Source organism: Candidatus Uabimicrobium amorphum (genome assembly GCF_009002475.1).
Lineage (GTDB): Bacteria > Planctomycetota > Uabimicrobiia > Uabimicrobiales > Uabimicrobiaceae > Uabimicrobium > Uabimicrobium amorphum.
Window position 1 is genome coordinate 3,988,273 of record NZ_AP019860.1, and the last position, 18,094, is coordinate 4,006,366.

Sequence of the window (18,094 nt, forward strand, 5' to 3'; positions counted from 1 at the left end):
TTCTCCTAAGATTTAATGTTTTTTTGTATAATTAGTTCTTCTACCATGAAAAGGTATCGGTATCAGTATTGAGAAAAAATATGTCGCAAAAACAATCGAGAATACAAGCTGAAATAGAATTAGAAGAGCTCCAAGAATTGGAAGCAAAAATAAAGATTATTAGTGATAAATTGGAAAAAGTAGATCGTAACTTTAACCTAAAGCGTAATTTGTATTTGTATTTGTTTCGTAAAAAGCGGAATGATAGTTATCAAGTTGTACGGTTTGACATCGAATCAAATGGTGGTATACCAAAAAAATTGAAGATAGTAGCGTGCCACGATCGCAAAGACGAATTTTCGCGTTTTAGTGAAGCATTAAATATTTACGCTAAAAGAGGAGGTACTAAAAAACCTCAACTAATTTTTGCATCAGATAGTTCACTTAAAGGTCTATACGAAAGAATTTATTTCAAAAATTTAAAAGAGAATGCATCGATCTCTCAATGTTCAGTTGTTTTGGATAAAAAAGTGTGTGATGTCGATAAAATTATCAGTATTATTGGAAGAAACACATACCACTTTGTTACCTGGGTTGAATTTGATTCTAAAGATAACAAAATTCAATTGGACATATTTCCTGAAAAAATAAAGGAAAAGATGAGGATTCCATGTGTCGTTGAATACTTATATTATGAAAAATTTGGTGCTTGCAAAGATAGAAAAGAAACCTATCTGTTAGGGAACAATACTCCAAATGTTATACAATACGCAAGCGATATTGATAATGTTCTAGGTATTAAACAACAGCCAGCTTCTGATGCTTTTGGTGATGAACTTCATCTTTGTCCTGAATTAGACACTATTATTCAGGAGCTAAAACGACAACTACACCTACTTGCTCGAGATGATTCATGCGAGGAGGTTGTAAAATATTTAGAAGTGCTAGATGAATATAAAGATGTAACAACAACTCGGAAGGAGTTGTTGCGGTCTCTCAAAATTATCTTTTCGTACGAGCCCAAAAATTATGACTATCCTGATAAAAACTAAGTGTTCTAAATTACCGGAATACTTATCTTTATTTATTTTTCAAGACTTTGGAGTTACTAAAAACTATCCTACTGAAGTGTTACTTCAAAAACGTTTTCATATTGCGTCTTGTCCAATTTGTTTTGACCAAGCGAAAACTTTTATAAAACAAACTCGAAATTTTTGTCCATTTCTGTTTGAGATACCTCGATATGTCTATTCTGTTAGTAAGACACCCTTTCTACTTACAAAGAAGTACCAAGAATTAGAGGTTGAAAAAATGAAACCTTGTAAAATCAATTCGCTACAAAAGCATATAAAAAAATGCCACTGTTGTAGCTATTGGGAACGGATAGTAGAAAACGGTTGGATGCCAAATCTTACAGTAAAGAAAAAATTTGTAGTGTCCCTGTTTCCATGCGATTTATTCTCTGCTGCTGGTACAACTGATTTACTAGGAAATATTCATGTTGGAGTACTAGAAAAAAAAGGGTTTCCACAAGGCACCTGTATCATCTCTACTCTGAAAAGAGACGGTTATTCTATTCGTGTAGAAAGTCCCGTTCCAATTACTTTGGTTATGGAATTTTATAAAGGTAGTCAAATGTTAGAGAAAGTGAGTATTAGCAATGAAATTCCTGATAAAATCGTTCCTTGTGAGAGAATTATTGGTTGGACAAAATTAGAGCTTTACGAGGTATATGATGGCTAATTGTAGAATAGGGTACCCTTATGCATCTTCGGATCGGAAGATAAAAAAAGATTCTATTGTTATTTTAAAAGCTAGCGATTATAGAGGATTTACAACTGTCACCTCAAACAAATTTAGTTATCAAATACCAACAACTGACGAAGGACCTAATGTTCTTGTTGGTTTCAAGAAGGGAGTCGTTGGTAAACTTATTGAATCAAAAGATGAGAGGCAAAGTATCGCCAAGAATGGCGAAATTCGTGGAGAAGGTAAGTCATCGCAGTTGGCAATAGTTTTAGCCTGTTGTGCAGTTTATGAAGGTTCTACGGACAGATTGCCAATTATTCTTTTTAGTGCTGCTATTGATATTCCTGCTGGGGCAAAGCCATTTATTGGTGCAACTATTAACTCTTACTGTACTGAAGCCTATGTAAAAGACAGTTTGATACATAAGTACGAAGCTGCTTGTATGGTCGGGGCTGTAGCTCTTGTTCTGTGTATGAGAGATGCCAAGATACTTACACAACTTGTAGGGAAAGAAATTACAGAAATAGATTTACTTTCGAGCTTACTGTGTCGAAATACTAAGGAACCAGCAATAGTTGGTGTTGGAAAAAAATCTTTACCTGATTTAGCCTCCAAGATCGGGATTAACAAATATCACTATACGGAGTATTCGAAAGAAAAGTCTAAATATCAGTACAGAAAACTTTTAATATTTTTAGCTGTTTGTTTTGTGTGCTTGGCATACTTCATTAGAGCCAAGTCATCTGAGAAATATCAAAGAAATCAAATAGAAAAATTGTGTTTAGAAATTGAAGGAGAAAATCGCAAAGTAAAGGATCTTTGGAAGGAAATAAATAGACTATGGCAAGTTTTAGGTGAAAATCCTTCAGGGGAACTAAATCCAAAAGAGGCTATTGAAAAGCTAAAAAAAGCTGTTAATAAAATTGTTGCTGATTTGGAAGCGTTGTGGGCGGAGGTTGAAGGAGAAAATTACGATATCCAAAATATTAGAAGTGGAATAGAGGATCTATTTAAAATTTTAGGGGAACCTATACCTAATAACCTTAATATTCGTGAATTAATCATCGAATTAACTGCTATTGTTGGTGAACCTATAAATTTCGAGGGGAGTGGAAAATGAAAATAATCTTATCAATAGTATTACTGTTTTTCTTTTCGATAAATGTGCATAGTGACGATGAAAAAAGATTAACTCATAAAGAAAGAATTACTGTTTTAGAAAGTAAAGTGAAAAAACAAGAAGTACAAATAAAAACTCTGATAGAATCAATTCAGAAACTAGCTAATATTGTCGAACAACAAAAAAGTAATAGTTCCCTAAAATTTGAACTCAAAATAATTCCAGTAGGTGTTGTTACTGCGTTTGCTGGTGAAGCTGACACATTACCATCTAACTGGATGCTTTGTGATGGATCGTGGCTAGACTGTAAAGAATTCGATAAACTTTATGAAGTTCTCGGAAAAGCCCATGGATACCAAGCTATTGCAAAAAAAGAGTTTTTCGCTTTACCAGACTACCAAGGATATTTTCTTCGGGGAGTTTCTCACAATAGCAAAGTAGATCCGGATGCAGACCGTAGAAAAGAAGCTAAAAAAGGTGGCAATAAAGGAAATAAAGTTGGTTCTATTCAGGGAGACCAGCCTGGACCTCACTTGCACACAATTAATGATCTAGGACACGAACATGGGGTTAATGATCCAGGTCATGAACATCTACATGGTCCTCTTGAAGAATGGAGGAAAGATATTGGTAATGGTAGTAAGATAACAAGGTTTACTGGGCGTAATAACTACACGTCTAGAACAAAGACCTCTATTTCAATCGTAAAATCTAAAAGTAATATTTCAATAAGAAGTAATAAGACTAAAGAAACGCGACCTACAAACGCTTATGTAAATTGGATTATCAAGGTAAAATAGTGCGCAGACCTACAAAAAATGAGGCACAATATATATAATATATATGGCTACTCAAAGTAATGACAACTTTTGGTTATTTTCTTTTGCAGTATATGTTCAACTAAAATTAGAAGTGCTTCAAAGCTGCATACTTTTTTAATTGCTAAGGCGTATTTTAACTATCTCAGTCCTCCTTAAAATTAGGAGAGACTGAGATTGGTAGGTCGAGCGGAAGTAACACAAAAATGTAAAGTCCACAGTTTATGGCACACCCTCGACATTTTTCAACTTATAGAAGGACACTACCAAAAAATTTATTAAAGCTTCATTTATTCATTTTCTTATCTCTAAAGTAGAACAAAAAGATGCTGCCCCTATCCAGGGGCATCTCTGACTTTTGCATAATAGTTTCGTATATATCGATCTCTATTTTTCAATAAAAAAACTTGTTTCTTCTTCAATCTCTATTTCTATTTCTGATAAATTATTCTTTATTATTTTTCTTTTCTCTTCTGTGAATTTAAAAGTATTTGCATTTGTCTTTTGCAGGCGCTGAAGGCGTTTAAAATTATAGTTAGCATTTATAATAATTTCAGTTGATCCTAAATAGTCGTCATCACTTATGTTATAAGTGTATGCACCTGCAACAACGGTTATGGCGCTAATTGCTACAGTAATAGTTGTTCCTGAGATAACTTTTGTAAGAGCGAGTTTTATAGTTTCCGCTGTAACTTCTAATGCATTATCTTCCATGTACTTAATTACAAGATTGTAAAGTAAGTCATTTGCGATCTTGGTTATCTCTGTATTGCTAAAATAATTTATGGCATGTGCCGATGTTGCTGCAATTGTGTATAAAATAAGTGGTTTTGCAGCAGACTTTTCGGTAGCGTATTTTTTCGCATCGTCTCCTGTTAATGTTCCTGGGCTTACATCCTGCGATCCATCGGCATCGTAAGCATGAATTACAACTCTAACTTCATCTCCGAAGGTAAGATTCTCTTCACAGATTATTTCATCAACTTTCTCTGTATCTCCAACTTTATTAGTGAGATAAGAGGTAATCCTGCAACTCTGTTTTATCGTCTTACCATCTCTTTCTTTAGATCGATATACTATAAAATAAGGATCGTGCGCATTTTTGTAGGAATAGAATAGACCCAATACTTTATCATCATCAGCATTTGTCTTTTTTGTTGTAAACGATTTTAATTTCATTTTAAACCTTATAAAATCTTCTCCACTATCAGAAAATACTGTAGTTGACAGAATAAAAAACAAAAATATATATTTCATAATTGAACTCCATTTCTTTGTCTGAAGATATTTTTTATTTCAAAGTTTGGGGTTTTTCGCATTAATAATCAAATAGTATGCCATAAAAACAGATATGGGTATCTTTTGTGTTCATAAAATCTTTCTTCTAAGTTGTTTACATGAAGTAAAACAGATGTTTTTTGTAGTGAACAATCTTTTAGAATTGAATTTTTATGCGTTTATGAAAAACAAATGACTATTTGCCGACCATAATTGACGATATGCTGTCTTTTTTATCCTAGGTATTGCCTCGAGAATTTTTATTGCGAATACGTTGTTTTTTTTGTATGAAGTTATTGATTATAAATATATTGAAAAAAATGAATAATAAAATTGAAAACATATACCTTTATATAGAAAGACTATATTTTGAAATATCTAATAATACCTATGCTATTACTCTTTTTTATTGGTCCAATATCTGGTCAAGAAAACAAGAAACTCGATTTTAATGATATGGAGTATCTTCTTAAGATTTTGTCTATTGAAGATATTTGTGAACAAGTAAAAAAACGTGGGCATAAGATAATTAATACGTTACAAAATAGAGAAAGATTAGCAAACTTAGGATTCGGAGAGAAATTACATATATTCTGGCCTAGTGATACAAGTATTCAGCAACAAAATTTGAAAAAACAGCTCCAACAACTTGGAAAAGAAATAAAAATTTTGCAAGAGAAAGCTGATAATATTGATGTTGTATCCATTAATGATATAGATAAGGATATTAGAAGTCTGAACCAACAAGTTACTGCTATTCAAAGTAGTGTAGATAGTTTGTACACTCGTTTGGGAATAACAAAATCTGATAACAACGAAAAGCAAATAGGAGCTATTGGAGATATTAAATATTCTTTATTGCCTCTAGATGAGTTTCAAAAACAGAATGGATCTGGATGGGTTCTACTTGCGGGGCAAGAAATAGAAAAAACCCCGTTAGCTTTAGTACTAGGAATCAAAAAGTTACCAGATGCTAGAGGTGTTTTTTTAAGAGGGCGCAACTACAATCGAAGCAAAAATGAAGGTAATCCAAAAGGAGATTTGCTTGTCGGAACATACCAAAAAGATGATTTTAAAAGTCACGGTCACAAAACTACAAACGCCAATTCTCATAATGGTCATGGGAGACCTGCAACTGGTGGTGATGGTTCTGAGGGAGTTGGGTATCATACCTCGTGTAATTCAGGAGGTCGCGAAACACGTCCAAGGTGTATAACAGTCAATATATATGTCAAGGTTTACTAGGAGTACAAGCATGTTTAGAGTAAGTTGTATTCTAATAACGTTTATGTTAAATGTATTACCTCAAGAAAATAATGTTAGTATCCATAATGGAAATATGTACATTCAGAAACTTGCAATTAGAAGTAGTAAAGAGTTTCAAAATATTCATATTAATTTGAGTTCTAGTGAGTACAAAAAAGCACTATCAAATATTATTAAAACACAAAAAAGATATAGAACATCTGAGAAATTTCTTAAGGTAGCCATAAGAGCGGACCAATTTCTTATTAACACTATATCCGGATATTCTAGCTTAGCATTTACTGGAGGAATTACAGGTGAGTTAAGTCAACAGCTTGACGATATGTATAACCAAGTTGTTGACTTAAATGAAGCGCAAATAGCTACTTTACTGAAAGACGCTACAACAAGAATGACAGATGAAGCTTGGAAAAAGATAGCCAATAGCTTAAAGCAAGATGAGTATGCTCAAGCCAAGGTACTAAAAGAAATTTTGAATAATTTTTATAGCGATAATATTCCTGAAAAACAATTAGCTGTTTCTAATCAAGCGATATCTAGGTTTGCAACTCGTGTAGCTTTAACTAATACGTTTCAAAATGAGAAAATTAAGCGACAATTAATTAAAGAAATCGAATTTCTTAGAAGTGAGCAAAAAAAATTAGATGAAAAAGTTGTAAAAAAAAATAAAGAGGTCGTGGATAAAATAACGATGGCTTTTATTCACAGACAGAATATGGAAAATTCGATTGCAAAAATTGCAGATCAAACGACGAGACTGTCACTAAATATCGATAAAATTCATATTGAAACGAAAAAATCTATCAACGCTAACTCCGAAAAGATAGAAAAGAATAATCGAAGAATTAATCTTTTCGAAAAATCTTTGAAACGGCATAAAACAAGTATTTTGCAAAATAAAAAGTTTATCGTCTCTATTGGAGAACGTGTTAGTTTTTCTGAGAAGCAAATTGCAAAATTAACCAATGCTCAGAGTTTTACTGAAGAATTGCTGTATGGCAATCTCAATGATGAAAGTAAATTAACTGCTCTAAAAAATAGAGAGTTTTTGAAAAATAAACTTCAAGGTAGAAAACGTCATTTAGAAATTCTTCGACTGCAGGCTAAAATTGAACGTGATAAATCGATTAGAGAAGTCGAAAATATAACTAATTCTTTAAATAAGGCGTATCAAATAGCTGTAAATTTAGGGTTTAAAGGAAAGTCACAAAAAAAAGTCGCAAAAATATTAAAATATACAAATGCTGCTTCCCAAGCTTATATTGCTTATCAAAAAGGAGATTATTTGGGGACCGTATTAAGCGTCTCTTCGTTATTTGGGAAAAAATCGAAATCACCAAAAGAGAAACGTTTCGAAGCAATAATGCAAGCGATTTCTGGGTTAAATTATAAACTTGATCAAGTTTTAAAAAATCAACAAACTATTATTATAAATCAACAAAAAATTAGTGAACTGGTTATTAAGACACACCGTTTAGTAATGACTAACCTAGTAACTTTAAGTAGCGAAATTGCACTCATTCAAGATCATGTCATTGCTATTCAAAGAATTGCGTTGCAAGAAGCGAAAGATCGTGCGGCCGGTTGTCATCTATTTCTAAATTCTAGAGAAGGGTATAAATTTTGGAATTTTAAAAATGGAAGATTTGTAAGTTATCTAGATATGCAAAAACATTATGTGGCAGACAACTCAAACAGAATTAATTGTTGGTCAGGAATTAAAGCTCTAGAGAAGATATTAATTAAAGATCGACAAAATGTTGTTTATGATCCTATTTTTTATATGGCTTCCCACAGTGCAAACAATTTAGAATTTATGAAATATGTAAATGGAGCTTACTTGCCTGCTTTGAAGTACTTCGAATCAACGATGCGTTTAGGGAAGCATGATTCTAATTTTAAACTAGCAATAAATTATCTTCTTGCTCCCTCTAAAAAAAGGGAACAGTCCGATCAATGGATCTATGCCGCCTCACAAAAGAATGATTGGTTTTCTGGTAAAGAGTCAGAGTTAATTAAAGAAGAAGTTCTTCAACATCTCTTGTATCCACCAGTTATAGAACAATATTGTCATTATGTTTTACAAATGGTGCCATATTTAGAACTCACATCTGAGGACAATAGTCTTTATTTAAGAACACCATCTAATTTACTAGCATTGTCAGCAGAAGATGAAATGACTAGACAAGTACGGTCTCGGCGTGCTCAAAGGCTTCTTGAAAAAATGTTGGAAATAGTTCGAAGTAGTTTAGTTCAGCAAAATCTTTTATCAGGTCATTGTATTATGCCTTTTTTAGAAAAAGATTTTCAAGACGTCATACACAATGTCCAAATAGATAAACAAAGAAAAAAAGCGCTGTTCAAGTTACTTAACAGTAATAACTTTATAAGGGAAAATCTATTGAGGCGTCTAGTGTACAAACATCTGTACCAAAATGAAATATCTCAACATTTATACTGGCAAGGATGGATGACCGGAAGTAAACAACATTTTCAAAAACTTTTCCCCAATAAATGGAATTTAGAGCTAAAAAATGATATTTGGTTTTTAGTAGTAGACAAGCAATTTCTACCACTTCCAGAACCAAAAACTGTTTCTGAAGAAATTTTTCAAGTTACAGACTATATCGATGTACTTGAAGAACTACAAAAACATTTAGAAATTGCTATTTCTGAATATGGTATTTTTTCTCAAAATCATAATGGGGAGAACGAGCGTTTTGTTCTACTCCACATGCTACAAGGAAAATAATTTTGCTAATGTATATCTGTTAGGTATGCGCGTTATAGATGCTTGTCTTACCTATGACATCGTAACAGTTTTTATTTTACAGGACATTTCTCAATGTATGTTATAGGCGTCATTGATAAATCATATTTTATATTACAAAAAAATAACTTTATCAAAGCAATGAAAAAACATTTTCTATAAAAAGAAAATTCCGCTCACTTACATGCGACACCTATGACACAATTAAGCTAATGTATATTTATCTTCTAAATGTCATAGTTAATTTTTTTATCCCAATACCACATAAACTACATAAGCCATCTTATCTGATAAATTTTCTCATAACGTAATCGTATTTTTTATGCATTTGACATCGTCATATCTACATATGAATAGCTCTCATGGTCATGTCTTCTCTTTGTCTCAATTATCATAAGACCTACAAGATACCATTTTTTTATATTTATTCAATTTACAGAAGAACACTCCCATTGGCTGTGGGATTATATTTTTTGGAATTTTCAACTGCCTGAACAACGTTGTTTATATTGTAGAATACCTTTATGTCACCAAACGACATCGCCAGCAACAAACGCGACACTAATCCCTTTGAGCCACAACGATGCTGCACGTTCTATTATTTCATCATCGGGCATATTTTTTTTGTATTTTTATTGCCTTCCAGTGATTTTATTTAATTCGATTCTGAGTGGTTCTAAATCGAATATAGCTACACCGTTTTACCATGACACAAATAATACTTTACAACCGTTTTTACCAATGAAAGACCAACTGATCTATCTTTTATTGGTATGTTGCCAATAAGTAAATATGTCTGGTCACGCAACCACATCATTTTTTCTTTTCCAGCATTAGTTACTTTTGAGCATTTAAATCTTTCTAGCGATAATTTGTAGTCACGAGAATATGGATCTTTATCTATTCCAATTTGATAGCGAAGGCTGTTTTTTTACCAAAATCAAATTTGTTACCCTTAACGGACTGTTTTTTCCAGTAAGGATAATCTTTATTACTTTTCGCTATATTTTTAACTGTTGTGTGGCTTTTATCTATTGGCGATGAAAATAAATACATATCAGGATAATCATGGAATATGTTTTTATTTTGAGAACTGTGCCTAAAGATTGAGCGATGTGTGCCTAAGATCTCTTTGCCAAACTCACTTTGTTTTTTTGCTTATCTCCAATGTTTTTTTATAAAATGTTCTAAACGATGTTTACTGGGAGAAATTTTTTCAACTATCTTGTCTCTCAATATATTTATCTTTGCCATATTTAAGCGATGTTCAAGATTATATTTTTGTAATTCTTTTATTCCGTAGGACAAGTAGGTGACAATATCTTTATCTATTTGGTAAAAACATCTTTTATAGTAAAGTGCCCAAACTAGACTATATTCCTGCAAGAATTTAGATCCATATTTAGGTGGTTCGACAATAACAGAGTTGCCAAAAGAAATTGCGCAACTTTCTTCTCTTACTTATCTTGATCTAAGAGCGACGAAAATAAAGGAATTTCCAAAAGAGGTTGCACAACTTTCTTGTCTTCATTTCCGAGATGATTAGTCATGAAAATTACAACACGAATACTAGTGATTTTTTAGAAAAAACTGTTAAACTAACTAGTAGATTTATTAACTGAGGAATAGCTTTTTTCAGCTATTTTCACATTAATACCACAACTATTTTCTTCTTTAAATTAAAAGGAAATTCATGACAGTTTTACTTCAATCACAAGTTCAAAAATTACGCGCAGCAAATATAAATACATTCTTGCTGATTGCTTCGTTCGTTACATTTTTCACACCAATACTCCTGTACTTCCAAAAAGAGGTACCCCGTCAACACAAATCAACTGTTTTATTAATTGGCTTTTCCATTGCTGTCGTTGTGATCGCAGTGACCATTGTCTATTGGAAAAAGTCACAAATAGGTGCCAAAGTTGTGCGACAAGACGCAGATATCATTTTAGAAATAGAAGGTATTTCACCTATTACTATTCACCAATACAAATATGGACAAATAAACGTCGGCAAAATAAGAGAATTAATTGTCGGAATATATGACCAACAAGGAGCGTTAGTTCTAAGATTCAAAGTAATGTATGGGAAAATGCATAGCGTTCCCTCTCACTGGACACCCAACGATATCCCAGCGGGAAAACCAACGCATGAATATTCTGCAAAAGGAAAGTTTTTAATAGAACTAATCGATACGCTACAGAATCACCCAAGCGCCTAGTAACCTTAACCGTGACTTAAGCACCACTAATCAAAAAAATAACTTATGTTATCCCGCACTTGATTTGGAATCCACAATTATGTATCGCTGGATCCCACGTCTTCCTAAGCCAAAGGTTTCGGGGCGGGATGACAATGTAAACAACGTTATTAGATTTTCCTCCTAAACAAAACTGCAAAGAATCCTTTCTCAAATTTTTACAAAAAAACAAATTTACACGTATCTTTTTGTTTTTTGTCATCGTAGTAAGGGATAAGCAAGCAACAACTAGCCTGTTTAAAAATTACAATAAAGGACAAAGCATGAAGAGATATAGTGTATCGAAAATTATTCAAGCCTCACCAGAAAAAATTTGGCGCATTTTAACGAACATTGACGATTACCCCAACTGGAATCCTGGAGTAAATAAAATAGAGGGTAGCCTTAAACCAGGGAAAAAAATTAAGATTTTTGCTAAAATAAGTCCCAATCGAGCATTTCCTGCAAAAGTAACAACACTTGAGCCATGCAAAAAGATGATCTGGACGGGAGGAGCACCGTTGAAGTTTATGTTTAAAGGGGAGAGAACGTTTACTTTAGTTCCTCAAGAAAACGGTATTACAAAATTCGACATGCAGGAAGTGTTTAGTGGCGTCATGTCACCATTGATTCCCATCCCAGATTTGACTCCCTCCTTCCAAGAATTTGCAGAGGCTCTTAAAGTAAAAGCAGAGGCATAATTTTTATCTTACGGAGAAGTAAAGCTATGGACGATTTTAAGAAAAAGCTTGAGGAAAACCGGCAAATGTTTCTTTCACGGGTAGAGGTTTATCGCCAAAAATTACACCGATATTGTAGTCGTATGATGGGCTCTGCTCTTGATGGAGAAGATGTCGTCCAAGAAGTTCTTGCACAAGCTTACTATCGTCTGTCGCAACTAAAACAAGACAAACCCATAGAACCGTGGTTGTTTACCATCGCTCACAATAAATGCATTGATTTTTTACGTCGCCGCAAAGACTTTGTGCATTTACATGAGGATATGGAAAGCATCTGTGATGAGCCAGATACAGTGGAAATGAGCGATGAGATAAAAAAAGCTCTGAGAGTTCTTGTCATTCAGTTACCGGCTATGGAGCGCGCTTGCGTCATTTTAAAAGACGTTCTCGATTATTCCTTAACAGAAATAGCGGAAATCGTAGGAACAAACAACGGAGCTGTTAAATCTGCTTTACACAGAGGAAGAGGAAAATTAAAAACCGTGTCTAAAGACAACAAAAAAGTAACGCCACCAGACTCTCTTCTTTCTTTATATGCAGAGAGATTTAATCAACGCGATTGGGAAGGACTACGAGAACTGATTCGTCAGGATGCGCGTCTACAAGTTGTCGGTGCTGCTGAGTTATTTCAGCGCGACCAAATCACCTCCGGATATTTTACCAACTATCAAAAATTGGAAATTCCCTGGCAAGTTACGGTTGGTAAAGTGGATGGCAAAGAAGTTCTCATTTGTTGGAGATTGGAGGAGGAAAAATGGGTAACGCGAACTGCTATTGAGCTAAAGATAGAAAATGGGCAAGTTGTTCATATCAAAGATTATATTCATGTAGATTATTTATTAAACGAGGCAGAAATTGAAAGCCTTCAACCATAAGAAGGAGAGAGTTATGTCAGGTATCGTTGTACGTTACGAATATTCAGGTGATTATGATTCGTGGTTAGAAGCCATAAATGTTTTCATCGACAACATCAATAACGATGATAAATTAAAAGGAAATTTTTCGTATCGCGTGACAAGTGCTATCGAAGGGAATACCAAAATACACATTGCCAGATGGAAAGACCAAGAAACCTTGTCTTACTTGCAATCACAGTCGTTTTTTAAGGATTTTGCGGTAAAGATCAAAGAGTTTGGCGGGGATACACTACAAGCAACAAAAGTAAAAACAGCCTGTGAAACATTACCGTTGAGTTGAAGAAAATCGATTGGATTTTACAAATGGCACTCTCTTACAATGTGTAACAGGACATAGATTTTTTATTCTTGTTCATCTGTTAATCCTGTCAAATCTTTCACAATTGGCTCCAGACTCGATCCCAAGTTTACTCTCGCAGCAAAGAGGGATCGAGTTTTACACATCAGTAAACTCTAACAAAATTTATTGGTGTAAAACTCTTACTCTTTTTCTTATCGTAAAAAGAGCCAATATTAGTATAAGTAAAATATAAGTGGAGGGTTCTGGTACGGCATTAGCCAAACCTCGCACATTCCCAAATCCAAGAGTATTCGGAGCAGCAGTACCTATACCTGTTGTCGTATCAATTGTTATGAGAACATCTAGATTTGTATCAGAACCAAAAAGAGTGTTTGTATTTGGGTCAAATGTTAATCCTTCTACAAGGTTAAATCCTAAAGCATTAGGAGCAGCAGTACCTATACCTGTTGTCGTATCAATTGTTATGAGACGATCGGCAATAACGTCTGTTCCAAAAAGCGTGTTGGTATTTGGGTCAAACGCCAAGCCTGCAACATTACCAAATCCAAAATTATTAGGTGCTGCCGTTGCGATACCTGTTGTCGTATCAATTGTTACTAAGGTGTTGGTTGCATTATCAGCACCGAAAAGAGTGTTTGTATTTGGATCAAACGCTAGTCCTTTTACAATGCCAAATCCAAAAGGATTCGGAGCCGCAGTTGCTTCCCCTGTTACAGGATCAATTGTTAACAATACATCTAGATTTGTGTCAGAGCCAAAAAGAGTATTTGTATTTGAATCAAACGCCAATCCATTGACAACCTCAAATCCAAAAGGATTCGGAGCTGCTGTTCCTTCGCCCGTTACCGTATTAATGGAGATCAAAGTATCGGTACCAATATCTGAACCAAAAACTTCTGAATACGTAAATGGTACTAGCATAAAAACCACTGTGAATAGTATTAACTTTTTATTCATATACAAATTCCTAAGACAAGGAGTAGTCAATCAAAATTTAAAATAAAAGAGGTTAGTTACCCGAATCGAACAACAGGACTCATATCAAAAAATTATAATAAATAACTAAAATGATATCCAATATTTCTTCCAAGTTCTTTACACGAAAATAACTTTTTACTCCTATCCACCCTGTTAATCCTGTCAAATTTATCCCTGTTAATCCTGTCAAATCTTTTCATCTACAACCAAAAAAAGAACACCAATAAAAGTTTATTGGTGTTCCATCTTACATTTGTATTTTGACGATCAACAATTAACGAATTAAGTGATGGGCAACGGCAAAATACATGGCATAGTGAATGGCCTCGGGGCCCGGTGTACGACCTAAAATACGATGAATGCGCTTTTTGTATTCGTCAATGTCGGCTTTAATGACAAAACCTTTTTCATTGTGAATAGCGCCCTTCGCATAACGTCCGCTCGCCCAGTATTTTACTTGGACATCGCTATTGTAATAGTTATGGTTGACAACTTCTTCCCACTTATCTCCTATTTCAATATGCAATGCTCCCACATTTGCACGAACGGTCTTTCCGCTTATTTTGATATACTGAAAAGAAACACCACTCTTCTTATCTTGTGATACAGTCCCCGCATAACCATGTGCATCGCCAATATAAACGTATGCAAGGAGTTTACCGTTGTACTTTAGCGTCAGCCACACATCTTCGGTCTTTTTGTCGTGGTTGATCAAATCGCCAGCATCATTAAATACATAGGTGTGTTCGATACCTACTTTTTGTTTTCCTGAGCCGTCGGTATCATAGAAAACCCAGGTATTGCTATTTGGATTACGTGGGCGTCTATTTTTACGATCCCACTCTTTGTAAATCTCTAAACGTTTTGGACTCAAACTCTTCAGAAAAGCCTCGTGTCTTTTACGCGCCAATTCCATTTCTTTGCGTTGACGTTCGGCTTCCTCTGCTTTTTCTTTAGCCAATTGTGTGGCAAGAGCTGTAAAAATTTCATCGTACTTCACTCTACCATCAGTGATGACTTTTTGGTAACTCGCATTGTCTCCTGCTAATTCCTTTGCCCAGTCCAAATGTTTGTTTAAATGGCGATCGCGTGACATAGCACTCATATTGGGATATTTCGCACTGACATCCAACCCATATTGCAACACTCTCGCGATGAGCTTTTGACGATTTTCATCGACCAACTTACTCCATTTAGGGTGGTTTTTCGCTATTCTTAGCAAATGCTTATTGAATAACTTTTCCCTTTTCGCCACGCGTAGACCAGCATCTTCCCACATGACATCGTTTGTGCGTTTTGCGGCTTTCTCCATAATTGTTTGCAAACTCTTCTCATATGTTTGCAAATGTACCGGATAATCTTTCACATCTTTGTAAATTTCACTTACAAAAATCGGGAGGGCGACAAAATGTTTTCCTGTCTCCGCAAGTTTTGCCAAGCGTTCACTGTTATCTTTTACTAACTCCGCTAAAAACTGTTGTTTTTGGGTTGCAATCTCCTGAAGAAACTTTTTCACTTCTTCATCATTTTTGTATTTTTCTACCTCTCCCACAGCATAATCTAAGCTCTCTATCGCCGAACGATAATTACTATTGTATGATAGAGAAGTGGTCTTTGCAGCTCTTTCAAAAATACTGTTAGCATACTTGAGTCTTTGGCGTCCATCACGTAAAGCTCTGTCCACTTTTTCGCGTTTTTTGGCTTCTTCCGCCAAACGTCTTTGTTCTTCTTTTTTCTTCTTGGCTAAAGCATCTGCTTGTGCTTTTTCCTTCATAAGAACTTCGCGACGTGCTTTTGCTTGCATCATCACCGTACGTAGTTCAACAAGTATCGGTTTAATTTCGGGATGTGTCAGAGGAACACGCTGTGATTGTAGTTTTTTCGCTTCGCGTTCCATGGACATATAGGCCATCTGAATACTACGGAAATCATCTTTACTAAGAGCATACTTAATGGCTTTTAGACCTTTTTTTAAACGATTCACAGAACTTTTCGCTGTAAATGATAATTTGGATCCGGTTTGTTTGTTGGTGTTATTTTGATTTGAATTGTTGGTGTTTTTAGGTTGTGTTGTCGCTGTTTTTTGGCCTTCCATTTCGGCAATCGTAGCTTCTATTTTGGAAAGCCTTTCATTTACTGCGACAATACGCGGATCATTCATGTTTATTTTTTTGCTATACATTCTTACAAAACTAGCCTTTTGGCGTTGTGCACCTCGTAAACGTCCTTTGGCACTGCCTAGACTTTTTCTCTGAATCGCTTGATCAATTCCATCAAGCGTTTTTTCTAGCTGTTTCAAACGCGACAAAGCCCAACGGTCCATTTCCGGTTTTGCTGCTGCTTCTGCTGCCGCCTTAGCTTTTGCTTCTGCCTCTGCTTTCAACTTCGCTGCCAATTCCGCTTCAGCTTTCGCTTTTGCCTCGGCTTCGGCCTTTAACTTCGCTGCCAACTCCGCTTCTGCTTTCGCTTTTGCCTCGGCTTCCGCTTCTAGCTTCGCTGCCAACTCCGCTTCTGCTTTCGCTTTTGCCTCAGCTTCCGCTTTTAGCTTCGCTGCCAACTCCGCCTCTGCTTTTGCCTTTGCCTCCGCTTCCGCTTTTAGCTTCGCTGCTAACTCCGCCTCTACCTTTGCCTCCGCTTTTGCTTTTGCATCTGCTTCCGCCTGTGCTTTCGCAGCCAATTCTGCTTCTGCTAGTGCTTTCGCTTCTGCCTCCGCTTTCGCCTTTGCATCGGCTTCTGCCTTTAATTTAGCCGCCAATTCCGCTTCCGCTATAGCCTTAGCCTCAGCTTCGGCCTTTACCTTCGCTGCCAATTCAGCTTCTGCTTTTGCTTTCGCTTTTGCCTCCGCTTCCGCTTTTAGCTTCGCTGCTAACTCCGCCTCTGCTTTCGCTTTTGCCTCCGCTTCCGCTTTTAGCTTCGCTGCTAACTCCGCCTCTGCTTTCGCTTTTGCCTCCGCTTCCGCTTTTAGCTTCGCTGCTAACTCCGCCTCTGCTTTCGCTTTTGCCTCCGCTTCCGCTTTTAGCTTCGCTGCTAACTCCGCTTCTGCTTTCGCTTTTGCCTCCGTTTCTGCCTTTAGCTTCGCTGCCAACTCCGCTTCTGCTTTCGCTTTTGCCTCGGCTTCCGCTTTTCTCTTCGCCGCTAGCTCCGCTTCCGCTTTTGCTTTTTCTCCATCCACTACTGCTTGCAGATCATTATATCTTTTATTCATCGATACAATACGTGGATGATTCATATCGACTTTTTTTCCATACATACGTATGAATTCATTTCTCTGAATATTCACAGAGTGCAGCCTTCCCCTCACAGAGGACATACGTCCTTCTTTGGCTGCCTTTTCTCCTTGCTCCAAAACCTTTTCTAAAGATTTCAAACGCGAAATTACCCAACTGTTTAACTTCGGAGCTTGTTCTGTTGTTGTTTTTTTAGAAGAACCGCCTAAAGCCTTGGACGTTTTTGCTAAAATGTTTTTCGCATCTTCTAAAATTTTAGCATAGTCGCTTTTATTTTTTTCCAATACCTGGGAATATTTTGTTATTTGGTCCTGATATCTTTTCACTTTAGGAACTTCCCAGCTATGTAACTTACCACTACGATCAAATGAGCGAAGATATGTCTTGGCATTGCTAATCGCTGAATACAACTTCTTTTCAGCATCCTTCAACTCTTTTTGTAAAACTAACTTATCATAGCGCTGTTTTACAGCAACAACATCTTCATGATCAGAGACTTCTGCCATAAGGGCTTTCATATATCTTTCGGCTGATTTTAGCGAAGAGTTAAACATATAAGGATGCTTTGCATCTTCGGCGCGTTTGATATGCCATTTGGCCTCTTTCAGATTATACGCTTGTTGCTTTGTTAGATCTTCGGCCCACATAGAGCCTGCAAAAAGCAACATAGAAAAAAACATTATATATCTCATAAAGTAATCCTTTAAATATT

At 35.5% G+C, this 18,094-nt stretch carries 14 protein-coding genes; 10 read left to right on the top strand and 4 right to left on the bottom strand.

What is annotated here, in order from left to right:
• The first annotated feature begins 80 nt into the window (after positions 1–80).
• The 4 genes from UABAM_RS14370 to UABAM_RS14385 are packed head-to-tail and all read left to right on the top strand — an operon-like array spanning position 81 to position 3,648.
• Positions 81–1,031, top strand: coding sequence for a hypothetical protein (locus UABAM_RS14370; RefSeq protein WP_151968698.1), 951 nt, complete (start codon positions 81–83; stop codon positions 1,029–1,031).
• The gene (locus UABAM_RS14375; RefSeq protein ID WP_151968699.1) at positions 1,009–1,722 is read left to right on the top strand and encodes a hypothetical protein; all 714 of its coding nucleotides are present in this window, start codon (positions 1,009–1,011) and stop codon (positions 1,720–1,722) included. Before UABAM_RS14370 ends, UABAM_RS14375 begins: the two co-directional genes overlap by 23 nt.
• Entirely contained in the window at positions 1,712–2,848 is a 1,137-nt protein-coding gene (locus tag UABAM_RS14380) for a hypothetical protein (RefSeq protein WP_151968700.1), read from the top strand. Before UABAM_RS14375 ends, UABAM_RS14380 begins: the two co-directional genes overlap by 11 nt.
• A complete protein-coding gene (locus UABAM_RS14385; RefSeq protein ID WP_151968701.1) occupies positions 2,845–3,648 on the top strand; it encodes a phage tail protein in 804 nt (267 codons plus the stop codon). The genes UABAM_RS14380 and UABAM_RS14385 overlap by 4 nt, the downstream gene beginning before the upstream one ends.
• 405 nt (positions 3,649–4,053) lie before the next feature.
• Here UABAM_RS14385 and UABAM_RS14390 read toward each other — a convergent pair whose 3' ends face one another.
• Positions 4,054–4,923 (bottom strand): hypothetical protein, encoded by an 870-nt coding sequence (locus UABAM_RS14390; protein WP_151968702.1) that lies wholly within the window; start codon positions 4,921–4,923, stop codon positions 4,054–4,056.
• Positions 4,924–5,313: 390 nt separating this feature from the next.
• Between UABAM_RS14390 and UABAM_RS14395 the strand changes: the two genes are divergently transcribed.
• Entirely contained in the window at positions 5,314–6,189 is an 876-nt protein-coding gene (locus tag UABAM_RS14395; RefSeq protein ID WP_151968703.1) for a hypothetical protein, read from the top strand.
• Between the two features lie 10 nt (positions 6,190–6,199).
• On the top strand, positions 6,200–8,962 hold the full coding sequence (locus UABAM_RS14400; RefSeq protein WP_151968704.1) for a hypothetical protein: 2,763 nt from the start codon (positions 6,200–6,202) through the stop codon (positions 8,960–8,962).
• A gap of 709 nt (positions 8,963–9,671) precedes the next feature.
• On the opposite strand, the gene UABAM_RS33955 is transcribed toward UABAM_RS14400, so the two are convergent.
• Positions 9,672–9,797, bottom strand: coding sequence for a hypothetical protein (locus UABAM_RS33955; RefSeq protein WP_261343991.1), 126 nt, complete (start codon positions 9,795–9,797; stop codon positions 9,672–9,674).
• A gap of 876 nt (positions 9,798–10,673) precedes the next feature.
• Here UABAM_RS33955 and UABAM_RS14405 point away from each other — a divergent pair.
• The 4 genes from UABAM_RS14405 (at position 10,674) to UABAM_RS14420 (ending at position 13,156) form a co-directional block, all read left to right on the top strand.
• Complete coding sequence (locus UABAM_RS14405; RefSeq protein WP_151968705.1) at positions 10,674–11,201, top strand: hypothetical protein; 528 nt, start codon at positions 10,674–10,676, stop codon at positions 11,199–11,201.
• Between the two features lie 302 nt (positions 11,202–11,503).
• A complete protein-coding gene (locus UABAM_RS14410) occupies positions 11,504–11,920 on the top strand; it encodes an SRPBCC domain-containing protein (protein ID WP_151968706.1) in 417 nt (138 codons plus the stop codon).
• Between the two features lie 26 nt (positions 11,921–11,946).
• A complete protein-coding gene (locus UABAM_RS14415; RefSeq protein ID WP_151968707.1) occupies positions 11,947–12,834 on the top strand; it encodes an RNA polymerase sigma factor in 888 nt (295 codons plus the stop codon).
• Positions 12,835–12,847: 13 nt separating this feature from the next.
• Complete coding sequence (locus UABAM_RS14420) at positions 12,848–13,156, top strand: hypothetical protein (RefSeq protein ID WP_151968708.1); 309 nt, start codon at positions 12,848–12,850, stop codon at positions 13,154–13,156.
• A gap of 183 nt (positions 13,157–13,339) precedes the next feature.
• Here the strand turns inward: UABAM_RS14420 and UABAM_RS14425 are convergent, their stop codons facing one another.
• Both UABAM_RS14425 and UABAM_RS14430 read right to left on the bottom strand, forming a co-directional pair.
• Positions 13,340–14,134 carry a PEP-CTERM sorting domain-containing protein gene (locus UABAM_RS14425; RefSeq protein ID WP_151968709.1) on the bottom strand — a complete coding sequence of 265 codons (795 nt, stop codon included), beginning with the start codon at positions 14,132–14,134 and terminating at the stop codon, positions 13,340–13,342.
• A gap of 295 nt (positions 14,135–14,429) precedes the next feature.
• Entirely contained in the window at positions 14,430–18,074 is a 3,645-nt protein-coding gene (locus UABAM_RS14430; RefSeq protein ID WP_151968710.1) for a hypothetical protein, read from the bottom strand.
• Positions 18,075–18,094 lie beyond the last annotated feature (20 nt).

What these genes read in the sequence shown, in the direction of transcription:
- UABAM_RS14370 (WP_151968698.1), top strand. Translation starts at nt 81, where the DNA reads ATGTCGCAAAAACAATCGAGAATACAAGCTGAAATAGAATTAGAAGAG.
- UABAM_RS14375 (WP_151968699.1), top strand. Translation starts at nt 1,009, where the DNA reads ATGACTATCCTGATAAAAACTAAGTGTTCTAAATTACCGGAATACTTA.
- UABAM_RS14380 (WP_151968700.1), top strand. Translation starts at nt 1,712, where the DNA reads ATGATGGCTAATTGTAGAATAGGGTACCCTTATGCATCTTCGGATCGG.
- UABAM_RS14385 (WP_151968701.1), top strand. Translation starts at nt 2,845, where the DNA reads ATGAAAATAATCTTATCAATAGTATTACTGTTTTTCTTTTCGATAAAT.
- UABAM_RS14390 (WP_151968702.1), bottom strand. Translation starts at nt 4,923, where the DNA reads ATGAAATATATATTTTTGTTTTTTATTCTGTCAACTACAGTATTTTCT.
- UABAM_RS14400 (WP_151968704.1), top strand. Translation starts at nt 6,200, where the DNA reads ATGTTTAGAGTAAGTTGTATTCTAATAACGTTTATGTTAAATGTATTA.
- UABAM_RS33955 (WP_261343991.1), bottom strand. Translation starts at nt 9,797, where the DNA reads ATGATGTGGTTGCGTGACCAGACATATTTACTTATTGGCAACATACCA.
- UABAM_RS14405 (WP_151968705.1), top strand. Translation starts at nt 10,674, where the DNA reads ATGACAGTTTTACTTCAATCACAAGTTCAAAAATTACGCGCAGCAAAT.
- UABAM_RS14410 (WP_151968706.1), top strand. Translation starts at nt 11,504, where the DNA reads ATGAAGAGATATAGTGTATCGAAAATTATTCAAGCCTCACCAGAAAAA.
- UABAM_RS14415 (WP_151968707.1), top strand. Translation starts at nt 11,947, where the DNA reads ATGGACGATTTTAAGAAAAAGCTTGAGGAAAACCGGCAAATGTTTCTT.
- UABAM_RS14420 (WP_151968708.1), top strand. Translation starts at nt 12,848, where the DNA reads ATGTCAGGTATCGTTGTACGTTACGAATATTCAGGTGATTATGATTCG.
- UABAM_RS14425 (WP_151968709.1), bottom strand. Translation starts at nt 14,134, where the DNA reads ATGAATAAAAAGTTAATACTATTCACAGTGGTTTTTATGCTAGTACCA.
- UABAM_RS14430 (WP_151968710.1), bottom strand. Translation starts at nt 18,074, where the DNA reads ATGAGATATATAATGTTTTTTTCTATGTTGCTTTTTGCAGGCTCTATG.